The 13,946-nt window shown below is 45.0% G+C and carries 16 protein-coding genes; 1 reads left to right on the forward strand and 15 read right to left on the reverse strand.

Going from position 1 to position 13,946, the window contains the following annotated elements; genetic code table 11:
• Positions 1-59: 59 nt before the first annotated feature.
• From FZC78_RS09045 to FZC78_RS09055, 3 genes are all read right to left on the reverse strand, one after another.
• The gene (locus FZC78_RS09045; protein ID WP_148939364.1) at positions 60-998 is read right to left on the reverse strand and encodes an L-threonine 3-dehydrogenase; all 939 of its coding nucleotides are present in this window, start codon (positions 996-998) and stop codon (positions 60-62) included.
• A gap of 81 nt (positions 999-1,079) precedes the next feature.
• Positions 1,080-2,270: a glycine C-acetyltransferase gene (locus FZC78_RS09050; RefSeq protein WP_148939365.1), complete on the reverse strand. Its 1,191-nt coding sequence runs from the start codon at positions 2,268-2,270 to the stop codon at positions 1,080-1,082.
• Positions 2,271-2,455: 185 nt separating this feature from the next.
• Positions 2,456-3,484, reverse strand: a complete 1,029-nt coding sequence (locus tag FZC78_RS09055; RefSeq protein ID WP_148939366.1) for a TIGR00341 family protein — start codon at positions 3,482-3,484, stop codon at positions 2,456-2,458.
• A gap of 149 nt (positions 3,485-3,633) precedes the next feature.
• Here FZC78_RS09055 and FZC78_RS09060 point away from each other — a divergent pair, with 149 nt between their 5' ends.
• Positions 3,634-5,016 carry a tetratricopeptide repeat protein gene (locus tag FZC78_RS09060; protein ID WP_148939367.1) on the forward strand — a complete coding sequence of 461 codons (1,383 nt, stop codon included), beginning with the start codon at positions 3,634-3,636 and terminating at the stop codon, positions 5,014-5,016.
• Between the two features lie 107 nt (positions 5,017-5,123).
• On the opposite strand, the gene FZC78_RS09065 is transcribed toward FZC78_RS09060, so the two are convergent.
• The 12 genes from FZC78_RS09065 to FZC78_RS09110 form a co-directional block, all read right to left on the reverse strand.
• Positions 5,124-5,501, reverse strand: a complete 378-nt coding sequence (locus tag FZC78_RS09065) for a type II toxin-antitoxin system death-on-curing family toxin (RefSeq protein ID WP_353733567.1) — start codon at positions 5,499-5,501, stop codon at positions 5,124-5,126.
• Positions 5,502-5,533: 32 nt separating this feature from the next.
• Positions 5,534-5,755 (reverse strand): AbrB/MazE/SpoVT family DNA-binding domain-containing protein, encoded by a 222-nt coding sequence (locus tag FZC78_RS09070; RefSeq protein WP_148939369.1) that lies wholly within the window; start codon positions 5,753-5,755, stop codon positions 5,534-5,536.
• Between the two features lie 177 nt (positions 5,756-5,932).
• Positions 5,933-7,114, reverse strand: a complete 1,182-nt coding sequence (locus tag FZC78_RS09075; RefSeq protein ID WP_148939370.1) for a MalY/PatB family protein — start codon at positions 7,112-7,114, stop codon at positions 5,933-5,935.
• A gap of 104 nt (positions 7,115-7,218) precedes the next feature.
• A complete protein-coding gene (locus tag FZC78_RS09080; RefSeq protein ID WP_148939371.1) occupies positions 7,219-8,316 on the reverse strand; it encodes a PRK06851 family protein in 1,098 nt (365 codons plus the stop codon).
• A gap of 606 nt (positions 8,317-8,922) precedes the next feature.
• Complete coding sequence (locus tag FZC78_RS09085) at positions 8,923-9,600, reverse strand: DNA alkylation repair protein (RefSeq protein ID WP_252183560.1); 678 nt, start codon at positions 9,598-9,600, stop codon at positions 8,923-8,925.
• Positions 9,566-9,727, reverse strand: coding sequence for a hypothetical protein (locus FZC78_RS23585; protein WP_187444857.1), 162 nt, complete (start codon positions 9,725-9,727; stop codon positions 9,566-9,568). Before FZC78_RS23585 ends, FZC78_RS09085 begins: the two co-directional genes overlap by 35 nt.
• 9 nt (positions 9,728-9,736) lie before the next feature.
• A complete protein-coding gene (locus FZC78_RS09090) occupies positions 9,737-10,216 on the reverse strand; it encodes a DinB family protein (protein WP_187444858.1) in 480 nt (159 codons plus the stop codon).
• A gap of 128 nt (positions 10,217-10,344) precedes the next feature.
• Positions 10,345-10,506 (reverse strand): hypothetical protein, encoded by a 162-nt coding sequence (locus tag FZC78_RS23590; RefSeq protein ID WP_187444877.1) that lies wholly within the window; start codon positions 10,504-10,506, stop codon positions 10,345-10,347.
• 269 nt (positions 10,507-10,775) lie between these two features.
• Positions 10,776-11,420, reverse strand: a complete 645-nt coding sequence (locus tag FZC78_RS09095) for a YczE/YyaS/YitT family protein (RefSeq protein ID WP_148939373.1) — start codon at positions 11,418-11,420, stop codon at positions 10,776-10,778.
• Positions 11,421-11,478: 58 nt separating this feature from the next.
• Complete coding sequence (locus FZC78_RS09100; protein ID WP_148939374.1) at positions 11,479-11,841, reverse strand: VOC family protein; 363 nt, start codon at positions 11,839-11,841, stop codon at positions 11,479-11,481.
• Positions 11,838-12,869, reverse strand: coding sequence for an S-adenosylmethionine:tRNA ribosyltransferase-isomerase (locus FZC78_RS09105; protein WP_148939375.1), 1,032 nt, complete (start codon positions 12,867-12,869; stop codon positions 11,838-11,840). Before FZC78_RS09105 ends, FZC78_RS09100 begins: the two co-directional genes overlap by 4 nt.
• Complete coding sequence (locus FZC78_RS09110; protein ID WP_187444859.1) at positions 12,869-13,597, reverse strand: SDR family NAD(P)-dependent oxidoreductase; 729 nt, start codon at positions 13,595-13,597, stop codon at positions 12,869-12,871. Before FZC78_RS09110 ends, FZC78_RS09105 begins: the two co-directional genes overlap by 1 nt.
• Positions 13,598-13,946 lie beyond the last annotated feature (349 nt).

Below are 13,946 nucleotides of genomic sequence, written 5' to 3' on the forward strand. Positions count from 1 at the left end.
ACGTTTTTCACCCATTCCTCAAAGAAAAAGCGGATGCACCAGGCATCCGCTCTTTCTTGTTACTTCATCAATTTTTCCAGCATGTCTTTGGTCATACGAGCAAGATCATATTCCGCCTTGAAACCCCATTCTTCTGACGCTGCCGAGGCGTCGATGGAGTCTGGCCAGCTTTCGGCAATTCCTTGTCTGACTGGATCTACATCATAGTCCAGCTTGAAGTCTGGGATATGTTTGCGAATTTCCTCCGCGACCATTTCCGGCTCAATGCTCATAGCTGTTACGTTGAATGAGTTTCTGTGCTTCAACTTGGCAGGATCTGCTTCCATCAGGTTAATAATGGCATTCAATGCGTCAGGCATATACATCATATCCATATATGTATCTTTATCTATGTAAGAAGTGTAGGAGCCATTTTCAATTGCCTTGTAATAAATATCCACCGCGTAGTCGGTTGTACCGCCGCCTGGTGCTGTTGTGTAGGAAATCAATCCAGGAAAACGCAGCCCGCGGGTATCTACGCCGAATTTGTTGAAGTAGTAGTCACAAAGCAGCTCACCGGATACTTTGTTGACTCCATACATGGTAGTTGGACGCTGAATCGTATCCTGCGGGGTGTTGTACTTTGGTGTAGAAGGGCCAAATGCACCAATTGAGCTTGGTGTAAAGAATTTGCAGTTCAGTTCTCTTGCCGTTTCAAGGGCATTAACCAGCCCGCCCATGTTCAAGTTCCATGCAAGCAATGGCTTAGCTTCAGCCGTTGCTGACAGAAGTGCAGCCAAGTGGATGATGGTATCCACTTCATGTTTTTTGGCGATATCAAGCATCTTTTCATAATCCGTCACATCCAGGATTTCAAAAGGCCCTCCCATAACGACTTCACTGTCAATCGTTCGGATATCTGTCGCAATGACATTGTCTTTTCCATAAATTCCACGCATTTTGATGACAAGCTCTGAACCGATTTGCCCAAGAGCTCCTGTTACAAGAATCTTCTTCATCTTTTTACAACCTCCCAATTTCTGCCCGTCCTGCGTCTCTCTATAAAAGGGGCGAAGCTTTAACTCCGCCCGAATCTTTGTTTAGATCAATTCCATTTCTCTTCCGACTTTTTCATAGATCTCAAGAGCCTTATCCAGCATCTCTTTTGTATGTGCTGCTGTCGGCATATTTCTTACACGGCCTGTTCCGCGCGGTACTGTCGGGAAGACGATAGATTTCGCATAAACGCCTTCTTCGTTCAGGCGCTTACTGAACTGCTGTGTCGTTTTTTCGTCGCCAATGATACATGGCGTGATTGGTGTTTCACTATGTCCGATATCAAACCCAAGCTTACTCAGGCCTTCTTTCAGATACTTGCTGTTTTCCCACAATTTATCTTGAAGCTCTGTGCTGTTCATGATCAATTCAAGAGCTTTCGTTGTAGCTCTGACATCAGCCGGTGTCACCGCTGTGGAGAACAAGAATGGTCTTGAAGCCACTTTCAGCCAGTCAATCAAGTTCTGCTTACCGGCTACATATCCGCCGATGACTCCGATTGCTTTAGAAAGAGTACCAATTTGGAAGTCCACACGGCTGGACAATCCGAAGTGCTTAACCGTACCGGATCCTTTACCGAGTACACCTGAACCGTGAGCATCGTCCACATATGTCATGATATCGAATTCTTCAGCGATTTCGACGATTTCCGGAAGCTTTGCGATGTCGCCATCCATGGAAAATACTCCGTCTGTGATGACCATGACTTTACCATATTGACCGGATTCTACTGCTTCTTTCGCTTTTGCCCGCAAGTCTTCCATATCCGAGTGGTTAAAACGGATGACTTTAGCACGGGAAAGGCGGCAGCCGTCAATGATGGAAGCGTGGTTTAATTCGTCGGAAAGGATGGCATCATTTTTGTTCATGACGGCCGAGATGGCTGCCATGTTGCAGTTGAAACCGGATTGGTAGGCAATGGCTGCTTCTGTTCCTTTGAACTCGGCGATCTTTTCTTCCAATTCAAGATGGATATCAAGGGTTCCGTTAATCGTACGGACTGCACCGGCACCGACACCATATTTTTCAACCGCTTCGATTGCTTCTTTTTTCAGCCTCTCATCTGTTGCCAGACCAAGATAGTTGTTGGAAGAAAGGTTTATCAGATCTCTTCCACCGATCTTGATGACCGGTCCGTTGGCACTTTCAACCGGGTCTATCTCGTTATATAGTCCCCGATCTCTCAGGTCATTTAGGTTTTCTTGCAAAAATTGATCTAATTTTCTACTAGTCATATAGTGTAATCCCTCCATGTATAATAGTGAGAATTTGTAAACGCTTCACAAACAGTTGTGCGTGTCAAACGCACACTTTTCGGGTCGTTAAATGTTATTCCTGCTAACTATCCATTCCTGTTTATTTTAACATGTTTACGTGTGACGGACAAAGTTATTAACCCGCCTCTATAACATCAGGGACCTTATCCCACCACTTTAGTAGAGTAGGCATGATTATTAAAGAAGATGGTAACAAGCAGGATCAGAAAAATAACACTGACAAAAATCAAAGCGAACTTACGGGAGTTGTTGGCCCTCTGAATCTCGTCATATTTGATCGGCCGGATGCCGGACAGGTTAAAGACCACTGCGGCGGAAAGGAGAATGCTGTTAATGTTCAAGGACAGCAAAAGCAGGGAAGGAAGGACATGCTCCCATAAAGCCGCTCCAATTGTGACTCCGAGGACGATGGTGGGCGGAAGCAAGGCAACTGCAACCATGACACCGACCAGGGAGCTCGGCGACCCCCTAAGGATGGCCAGTGCTCCGGCTGCCCCAGAGGCAAGGGCCAAAATCCCATCCATGTAATCAACCTGCATTCTTGAGACAAACTCTTCACTTTCAACAGGAACCGGCAGCACGATGCCTGACAGAATGGCTATCAGCAGAGAGATGCCGACACCTGCAAATACTGTAAGTGACGCCTGCCTGACCAGTTTGAAATCTCCAAGGATCGAACCAAAAGCCAATGCAATCACCGGACCGAGCAAAGGCGCAATCACCATCCCGCCAATGACTATGGCTGAGCTGTTCTTAATGATTCCTATAGTCACCACGATGGATGAAAGCACCACAAATAAAAGATAATTCATATGGACATTGCTCATTGATTCGATTTTGACATACAACTCATGTCTGCTTGCCCTCTGAATTGAATTGCGGTTTTCTTCTTTTTCCCTATTCTCTTCTTCTATTTCGACTTCCGTTTTCCGCCTAATATGGCTCTGCACCGGAAATAATGTCGCTTCAAATCCATCGACTACATTGATGATGCTTTCCAGATAGTTCAGGATCTCCTCCGAGTCTGTCGTTTTTACAATCATCCTGACTAGGAACTTTTCTTCTGAATGATCCCGCACCACATAGGAGGTTGACTCGAACTTCTTAAGCTTCTCATCTACTTTTTCAAAATGCTTCTTCGGGATATAGGCTTCAATCAGCTGCAATGACATGTACACTCACCCTCAATCGGCAAAACTTTCCTTCTTATCTAGTATTGCTTTATCCCGGAAAGTTTACTCAGTACAGGAAGCTGCATTTTCCCATTCATGTTTATTACAAGAAATCTGTGTTATACTGAAGACAAAAGGAGGCGGTATGCATGACCACGAATAAAGCCCTGATGGAGCATGGGGAGTTTACCCCGGAACGGATTGCATTTTACAGAGATATCGCTTTTGTCGAAGCTGTGAATTCACAGAATGAACTTCATTACCTATTTTTCTATAAAGAACAATTCCTGACTTGCAAAAAAGCCCTGAAGCTCAAACGGAGCTCGTTTATTGAACAGGCTTTCAAAGATGGAATTGTTTTTTTATGCCCTCACCCTCTAGCCGGCCAACTCATAGAGCAGAACTCACCATTAAAGATCATCAGCTTCAATGACCTTCATAAAAAACTGAAAGCCAGCAGGACACTTCAGGAGACCGCCTATATTTTCAGGGCGCTGGATTCCTTCCTCGCACCCGAAAAGCTTCTTCACCTTATCCGTAACCACTATTACCAGTACCGCCGAAACGGACAATTTCTCCACGCTTACAAAATCCTAAGGATTCTGGCCGAAACCGCACCGCAAAACTCCTGGGTCCGCCAGACATCAGCTGAACTTCACTTCCAGCCCTATGAAAAAACGTATAAACAGAACCCTCTCAAGCTTCTCGAAACAGACCCGCTCCATGCCGCTTCCTACCTCTGGAAGAGCAGGCATGAACAAGAAAATAACGAGGTCCTTCAACAGCATCTGCTTCAGCAGAAACAACGGCTGACTATCACCGCCCTGATGGTTGAAAGCGTGCTTCAGAACCCTTGCCATGAAACTCTCCAACCCTTGACCTTATGGATACGCACCCACCTGGATAAACAAGATGAAATTGATCTTCTATATGCCCTTTCAAAAGCAATACCGGAAAACAGGGAGATCCTTCAGCAGCTTCTTCATGAATTGATAGAGTCGGGAGATTATGACAAAGCTCTGGGACTGCTGGGCGATACCCCTGCAGCCGCAGGCGAAATGGATGAAGCGATGCTGTCACGGATTTTCGAAGGGGTGAACTGGCAGCAGACAACCATTCCGATTGAAAAACTGAACACTCTGATTATCTCTGTCCTTCAAGGACATCCGACCAAACTGGAGAAAATCATGAAATCCTGTGTGCAATCTCTTCTAGAAGGGCACGACCTGCCCTTTGTAGCAGAATGGATCTCGCCGCTGCAAACCCAGAACATTTCGCTGCCTGTCGCGGAAAAAATCAAAAAGATGAACGCCCTGCTGGATGACCCGGAGCAGCAGTCACAGCTGGGAGAGTATTACTACCAATTCCATATTCTCGACCGGGCGATTGACTGCTTCAGCTGGGATATGGAACTGCGCCCTAATGATCCCGCTCCCGTCAAGTGGCTTTCCCGCCTGTATCAAGAAAAAGGGATGGCCAATGAAGCAAAAGCATATCAGCAGGTGCTGATGGAGATGCAGAAGCGCGCATAATGAAACCCGGCTGTCCTTTAATGGGCAGCCGGGTTTTTATATAAGGTATTCTCGATTTTTATTTAATTGCTGATGTGTACCAACCATATTTCAGCAAGGAGGTCCTGCTAGGAGGACAAGATAGAGTTATCTTCAATCCACCCCACTATATCTTCAAACGGAATAGAAGGGTTTTTCTTTTCTTCCATCAGAACAGTGAAGTCTTCTGCTTCTTGGGGAGTTACAATGAGTTTATATCCGTTTTGACGAAGAAACATATAAAGACTTGCAAAGGCTGTTCGTTTATTTGCGCTATTAAAAGCATGATTTTTAGCCAAACTTTCATAAAGAGCAGCCGCTTTATGAAAAATAGCAGGATAAGCGTCTTCCCCAAAAGCACTTTGTTTTGGGCGGTTAACCCCACTATTTAGAAGATGGGGAAACTTTATCCCCCTTTGTTCCAGAGGAGAATAGACATTGATTTGGTGAGTAATCAAAAAAAACACTCCATGTTCTGTAAGGTATATCGTCATCCATATTACCTGTTTACAAGGCCTTTGAACGTATCATCGTATTCCGTCATCATATCATTCATCTGCTCTAAGAAGTCCGCATCGACACCTTTAGGAAGTTTCAACTGCGCTTTCTTTTTAATGTCCACAGAACCATTTTGCAAATCGAATTTCACTTCATCTCCATGCTGTATTCCTAAATGATCCAAAACTTCTTTTGGAAATGTAACTCCTAAACTATTTCCAATTTAGTTACTTTGCGTTCCACTCTCTTCTCCACCACCGTTTTAGTCATGTAAATCACTCGGTTAATATGTTATAACCGTTAGTACAATTATAACTCTTGTTGCACTTGGTAAACATCAAATTTCCTCTTGTGGTTACATGGATTCCTGAAACAGAGGCGCCTAAATCCCCCCAGCCACTCAAACAGAACTTGCCCTGTCCTCCACACGTTTCCGCAATACCGCTTCGTCCATCCTTCTCAAAGCCAAATTCAGCCGTTCTCTCGGGCAGGCAATATTCATCCTTACAAATTTACTTCCGCTTGGACCAAATTTATAGCCTTCATCAAATTTAATCTTGGCTTCCATCAAAAAGAACTCGAACAACTCTTCATGCTCCATCCCTAAATCTGAACAATCGAGCCAAATAAGATGTGTCGCTTCCGGCACGACCGGTTTGACCGAAGGAATATTTTCCTTTAAGTAGTTCACCGCGAATCGCAGATTTTCTTCCAAATACATAAGCAGGTCATTAAGCCAAGGTTCTCCTTGTTCGTAAGCCGCAATGGTTCCTTCCACCCCAAAGGCATTCGGCCTCGACAACCCAAAGCTCAGCAGCTTTGCTTCATATGTTTCTCTCAGTTCTTTATTAGGGATCATTAAAATAGACGTCTGCAATCCGGCAATGTTGAAGGTTTTGCTTGGGGCAGCACAAAGGATGCTTCGCTGCTGGAGCTTTTCATCAATACTGAATATTGGATGATGAACCGTCCCTTCAAAAACAAGATCCCCATGCATCTCGTCCGAAATCACCCAGACATCATGCTCAAGGCAAATCTCTGCAACCCTTTCCAGCTCCTGTCTTGTCCATACCCGGCCGACCGGATTATGCGGACTGCACAAAATCAGCACCTTGGTCTTTGGATCCTTTGCCTTCGACTCCAGATCTTCAAAATTCATACTATAGATTCCTTCTTCATATGTAAGAGTATTTTTCATAACTGTACAGCCATGATTTTCAATCGTGCTGTAGAAGGGATAGTAAACGGGATCCTGCACAATGACACCGTCCCCTGGTTCTGTTAAAATTCCGAGCAGGATATTCATCCCCGGAATGATTCCCGGACTGAATGAAATCCACTCTTTATCAACCTTCAGTCCATGCCGTTTTTCCCACCACATCTGGATATTATGGAAATAACGCTCGCTGAAGGTCGTATATCCATAGATTCCATGCTTTGCTTTATCTTTCATAGCCTCCGTGATGGCTTCAGACACTTGAAAGTCCATATCAGCAATGCACATCGGAATAATTTCTTCATCTGAGAATGACCACTTCACGGAGTGTGTATTATGGCGCTCCACACAATCGTTCCAATTCATCCTTATTCCCCCTTCTGACTCTAGTAAAAAAATTATCTCCCACGTTTACTATATCATGAAATATAAAAGGATAACCCGCCTTCCGGATTATCCCCTGTATCTCCTTATTCTTGTGTGGACAAGCGGGCCAGCTCTGCTTGGATTTCGCTTTTAAGCTCTTCAACGACATTAAAATCCATCGCGCTTATATAGTAGCCTTCGAGATTGTCGTGCAGGGCTTTGGCTTTTGCCAGATAGGAGGTAGCTTCGTTCATCTTATCTCGATAGTTTCTGCTGATGACTTCAATTTCTTTAGCATACTTTTCATCGGTTCCAGCTTCCACTGCCTTTTCATAAACATCCACTATTTCATCGCCGGCCCGTTCAGGAAAATACTCATGAGGTGCTGTACTGTCAAAAATGGCAAAACCGAGTTCGCGTACAATTACCATATCAAGGCTGTTTGGGTCAAAACCGCAGTGGTAAATTTCAACATCGAGTCCTCTGTCTTCTGCAGCCCCGGCCAGTTTTTTCAGCATCGTTGACTTCCCTGTTCCAGGCCGTCCCTTGATGAAGTAACGTTTGGGAAGCTCTTCGGTCAGGTTGCCGATGAAATCACGCGGGCCCTCTGGTGTGGCAGCACCCAGAAAACGATGCTTTACCTGGGCCTGCTTGTTTAAGTATATGTGGGAATATAACTTTTCCATTAACTCTGCTGTCAAAGCATCACAGCTTTCAAAGCTCATATTCTCAATATAGATTTTTTCCCAATCATCGTGGATCTTCAGAGCCTGTGCATACGTATTGTATGCCGATTTGAAGGCAGCGGAAATATCCGTAGTCAGGACCGCAATCTCATCACGGTGGGCTCTTAGGATTCTTGAATCCCAAGCGGTACCCAAATTGATATATTCCTCGACCACACCCGGCAATTCCGGTTCGATGACATGCGGCGCCGTCCCATCTACAATGCCTGCCTTTAACGCGGGAATGATCACTCCGTCGATGCTTTCGTTATCAGACGAACAATGAAGATACTCAATATTCCAGCCCTCTTTGCTCCAATGACTGCCGACTGCCTTCATCAAAGAGGATTTTCCCGTTCCAGGACCGCCCTTCAAGATAAATAAACGATCAAGCCCCTGCAAATTCGAGGCGTATAAACTATGGAAGCCGCGGGCTGTATTTCCTCCCGCATAATAATGGCGAACCTTTCCGCTCATTGTAACCACTCCTTTTCCGATATATAGGAGAACACTCTATATCTTATGCGGGGAGTCCACTTGGGTGAATGCCCAGTGAAAAAAAGTGGGAGCGGCCCTTTTAGCCCCGACAGACAAATACCAGAGGGGAAAAAGCGGGATTTTCTTTTATTCGCTTTGGGTTAATTGACCCGGATCTTGATTCAGCGGAAAGGTCCCGCTCTACGGCCTACAAATTGTAGGTCTCTCAAGAAAAATCCCAACAAACAAAGTGAGTTGATGATGACTTATCGCAAGGAGAGACCGAAATCTGATAGCTGCTGGGGACTTAGAGCTGGATTCAGAAACGCCTCCTAATCTTTTAAACTAAAAAACACGTTATTTCTAAAATGATTGATGCTTTAGAATGCACCTATACGTAGGAGGATTGGAGCGGAAGGCGTACGATCTCCTGCGGGACTAGCGGGACAGGTGAGACCCCGCAGGCCGCAGCCGAGGAGGCTCACCGCCCGCCCCGCGGAGTCGTCCGCCTGGAGCGGAAATCCATTACCTATAATTTGCAAATCATTGCGAAAACAGCCTATAAAAAAGCGGAAGCGGCTGTTTCGAACCGGCTTCTGTTCACGGCTATTGCTTTACTCTCTTTAAGTGCTTCAACCCCTCACGTTTGCTCAACGGCCGTAACTCTTCGCTTTCTATAAAGGCGGCAACCTTGTCGGGAGCGGTTTTGGAATACTCCCTCAGTGCCCATCCAATAGCTTTTTCTATAAAAAACTCTTTGGAGGAAGCATGCTGTTTAATATAAGAGAACAATCTTTCTTCATCTGTTCCTCCCTTATAACTCAGCTGGTAAAGGATGGCCGTCCGGTTGAGCCAGAAGTTGTCCGAGGCAATCCATTTTTCCAGAAACACTGCCCCCTCCAACGGATGTTTTCTAATCATGAAACCGGCGAGCCGCGATGCAATCGTATCAATGGTATCCCACCAGGATTTCATGACAATGAGCTCCTCGATTAACGAAAGGTGAACCGGCTGGAGCCTGCTTCGATTTTTATCCAGCAGAGCCAGTGCCAGGTATTGAAATTCACGTTCCGGCTGTTCCCAAAGTGTCCTTGCGAGTTCAGGCAGTTCCTCAAGCGAAGGTGCACCATTTTCCTTTAGAAAGTCTCTCAGCAATATCTTGCGCTCCGGTGTCCTGATTCCCAAATAATCAAATTGATTCCGCATATAGGCCTTCATGGGTCCGGCATTTTCTTCATTTGCATGTCCTTTAAAATAAGCGATCAGCTTCTGTGAATAAATCACTTGCCAGCCTCCTCCTGTTTAGATGTGCACTGGAAACATATAATCGTTTTTGAAGCGGGATCATGGACGCCATTGAAAAAACCATCCAGGCAGTAGAGCCGTTTTCCACACTTCTTGCAATCTCCAATATATTCTTTCATCCTTCCATCTCTCTCAGATAATAGATATAATCCGTTGAACACCCGGGATATCCCTGTTGACGCAGCATGGCACTTATATTTCCCCGGTGATAAGTACCGTGATTCACAAGGTGCTGAAGCAGCTCCTCCTCATCATTCATGAACCCTTCACCTGTTGAAGTGCTATACCAGACTCTCCTGTTTAAATCAGGACTTTCAGCTATAAAGCTTTCTATCTCCTGATGCAGTTCCTGGAAAGCTTTCCGGTAATCTTGCGGAGATGAGAAATGTTCCCCTTTTATCGAATAATTCTTGTTCATCCTCCCGTACCACAAGCAGTCCACTTCATACTGATGCTGAAATGTTTCTGCTATGGACGGAAATACACTAGTGATTTCTGCCGAAAAGCTATCCGGCACTTCTGTTTCGATATAACTTAGCAGTTTATCAGTTGCCCATGCATGATAATTGAAAAACTTAGCCATACTTATCATCATTTTTCCTCCAATAGACGTATTCAATAACTGCTTCTGCATGAAGGAGGTGTATTCCTTTGAAAATTAGAAAACAGAGATTTAAAAAACCTTGGATCTCAATCAATCCAAGGTTTTGTCAATCATCCACTCTATGATGTCTTGTTTTTATACAAAATCATAACACTATAAGAAAATATGGTGCTTGAAAAATTGAGTTCTACTACCTCGATTGCAGGATCATTCAGAAATTCATTCACCTTATTATCCAAACTGTCTTCCGTCCAGCCGGTAATCGTTTTTACTTTCATCATGTCCCTCCTTGGTCACTCTTATATTTCAGTTTTTGCTTATATAAGTATATACGTTTATATCCCTTGAAAAGTTTCAACATTGCGATATTGAATGCTGTGGAGTCTATCAACCACTTTTTCCTTTCTATCAGCCACTTTTGTCAGTCTATCAACCAGTTTGCCACTTCTATCAGCCACTTTTCACTTTCTATCAGCCAGTCTCCCATTCAAGGCAGCTAATAAAAAAGAAAAACCTGAACCACGGCAGGTTCAGGTTAAGACAAAACTCGCTATATTTTTGATGAAGCTGTTTCAGCACGGGCTCCTCTTGCAATCAAACCACGCATGAAACGCTGGCATTGCGGAAGCGCATAGCCGACAACCGATCCAAGGAAGAAGGCAATGATGACGGTTCCTATTCCCACCGGACCTCCAAGCAGCCAGCCCAGCACAAATACTGCCACTTCAATTCCGTTTCGTACCCATTGAATCTTCCAGCCGGTCTTTTCTACAATCAGCAGCATCAAGCTGTCCCGCGGGCCGGCCCCAAAGTCTGCTGAAACATAAAGCCCGATGCCGTAACCGATAATGATGGTTCCTGCAGCAAATAAGATGCTCTGCACTATAATGGAAGAAGTGTCAGGTATGATAAAGTTGAAAAAATCTATAAATAAACCAATTAACAGCATATTGAGGAATGCACCGATTTTAGGAAACGTCTTCGTCGCCAGCCCGGTTACAAGCAGGAGGATAAGCCCAGCAATGATGGACCACGTTCCAATCGTCAGACCGAATTTAAGGAACAGTCCATAGTGGAAAACATCCCAAGGCCCTATGCCAAGGTCTTTTCCTTTAATCGTCAACGTAATTCCGAATGCCAATACTAATAGTCCGATGGTGAAGAACGACCAGCGCAACCCGTATTCTCTGTTCATGTTATCCCATCCTAAATGTTAGTTTGCCACCCGAAATACTTTATCATATATTGATAGTTTAATAAACACCTGTTCTTTGGGAAACGAGCTCGATCACTTCTCCATCAGGTCCTTTGTAAAAAATGACAGTTGAGCCGCTATCTAAACTATATGGACCCTCCAGTGGTTTCAGACCGCATTCTTCCAAGTGGTCCATCCAATAGAAGAGGTCCCCGACTTCCCAGGCAAGATGAAGATTAGAACCTGTGTTTTGCTCACTATTCTCAATCAACTCAATAACAATGGAACCACAGGCCAGGAAAACGATCTTTTCCTTCCCCAGTTTAAGGCAGGTTCCGGCCTTGAATCCAAATATTTTTTCATAGAAGGCAGAGGATCGTTCCAGATTCTCCACCTCTATCCCCGCATGATGCCAATTCATGAATGAGCTCTTTCTGACATAATCAAATTCACATCACCGAATTCATGCCACAGATACCCTTTCTTTAATGCCTCCCTATATGCCGCAAACAATCGATGTGGAGAGGTGAACGCTGACAGCATTTCAAGATGGGTCGCTTCCGGTTCGTGCAGTCCAGTTATCAAACCGTCGACCACTCTTAGTTTATGTTCTTTTTTAATATAAAGGTTGGTGATTCCTTCTGTCGCGGTCAGGCGGCCAGCGTCATCTGCTGCTGTTTCCAAAGCCCTTACCACGGTGGTTCCAACTGCAATGACACGGCCTTTAGCCTCCCTCACAGAGTTGATCAATTCAGCCGTCTCCTCGGGAATATGAAAAGCTTCAGGGTGCTTGTTTGGGTCCGGCCAGCGGTCTTTTCCGTAGTAGCTCAATCCGGTATGAAGTGTCAGAAATGCTGTCTCCACTCCTTTTTCTTTCAGTCTGTCGAACATCTTCCAGGAAAAAGCCCTCCCTGCTGATGCCATTTCGACAGAGCCGGGAACAGAGGCATAGGCAGTTTGATAAGCATCCAGCGGCCAGTCAGATTCAATATACTCATAACGAATCGGTTCGCCATGGGTATAAATATAATTCATCAATTCAGCATCTTCTTTGGAAAAGGAAAGAGTAACTAACGGCTTTTCAGCAGCATTGCCGGTTATGACCGCTTTCACTCCATTTTCTAAGCTCAATTCATACCCGGCTGTAAACAAGCCGCCCCAGATCAGGGCTTCCCACGTCTTCCCATCCAATTGCCTTGACAACCTGATTTCGACTTCCCGGTTACAAGCCTTTGCCTTTAGGACTGCAGGGATGGTGCGACTGTTGTTAAAAATAAGAAGATCACCTTTTTTAAGGAAATCAGGAAGAGAAGAGAAACGTTCGTGATACACCTCTTCCCCCTCCATGACCATCAATCGGACATCGTCTCTGCCCCTGCCCCGTAGTTCGGCAGGTACTTTTGCATTAAGAGACTGAGGGACTTCAAATATACTTGAGATCGCTCCCATCAGATTACCTCCTCATCAGAGCTGAAATTTTGAGCCTCGAATCTTCGCCCATTCACTCCTGATGATTGATCTGAGGCCAGGTAAAGAAAGACATCAACTGCGTCTGCAGGATCAGCCAATTCATAATCACATTGAGGCACGGCTTTATCATGCATCTCGGTATCCATCTCGCCGGGATCCACCATGTTTATCCGTACCCCTGTATCTTCGAGTTCATCTGCCCATGTCTGTGTCATCCCTTCCACTGCAAATTTGCTGATTCCATAAGCTCCCCATTCCGCAAACCCTGTTTTACCCGCTTCTGAAGTCAGATTGATGATCGATCCTGTTTTATGTGACAGCATTCCTGGAAGAACCCGCTTAGTCATCAAGAGTGGATTCATGGTATTGACCCTCATCACTTCTTGAAATTCTTCATGCGTGTAATCCAGCAGGAGGCAAGGTCCCTTGCCGAACACGGAAGCGTTATTGATTAGAACATCGACTCTTCCATACGCACTTTCCGTAATCGATACAAACCGTTCAACATCCCTCGGGTCGGACACATCTGCAGCTAAAGCCACCACTTCCGCCCCCGTCTTTTCGAGTTCATCCTGTACTTCTTTCAGCTTCTCCTCTCCTCGTGCACAAATCGCCAGCTTAGCTCCCTGCCTGGCAAAAGCAAATGCCAGCTCTCTCCCCAATCCCTTTGAAGCCCCGGTAATCATGACCACTTTCTCTTTACTCATTCTAAAATCCCCTTTCGTTTCTGTTGTTACCTTCATTATATGGATGGCCAGCCGCCGGCAAATCGGGTAATAGAAAGAGAGGGCCTTCCCTAATTCGCCTGAGCCTCCTCTCCGACTTTTGACTGAAACATCTTTACCCGCTTCAACCCGGATGCGATGAGCTGTCTAAAAAAAGGGCATTGAAAATCAACGAATTTTAAAATCTATTGGATATGAACAAAGATAAGTCAACTATCCTTCCTTTATATAGAGGGTAAGTTGAGTTTTTTCTTTGATCGCAATGCACAGGCTGCTCTCTTTACTTTCTAAGCTTAAAATCCTTTATGGTTTTTTAGAACATTTGCCTGCT

The sequence above is a fragment of the Rossellomorea vietnamensis genome, from assembly GCF_008180415.1.
In the GTDB taxonomy this organism is placed as follows: domain Bacteria; phylum Bacillota; class Bacilli; order Bacillales; family Bacillaceae_B; genus Rossellomorea; species Rossellomorea vietnamensis_C.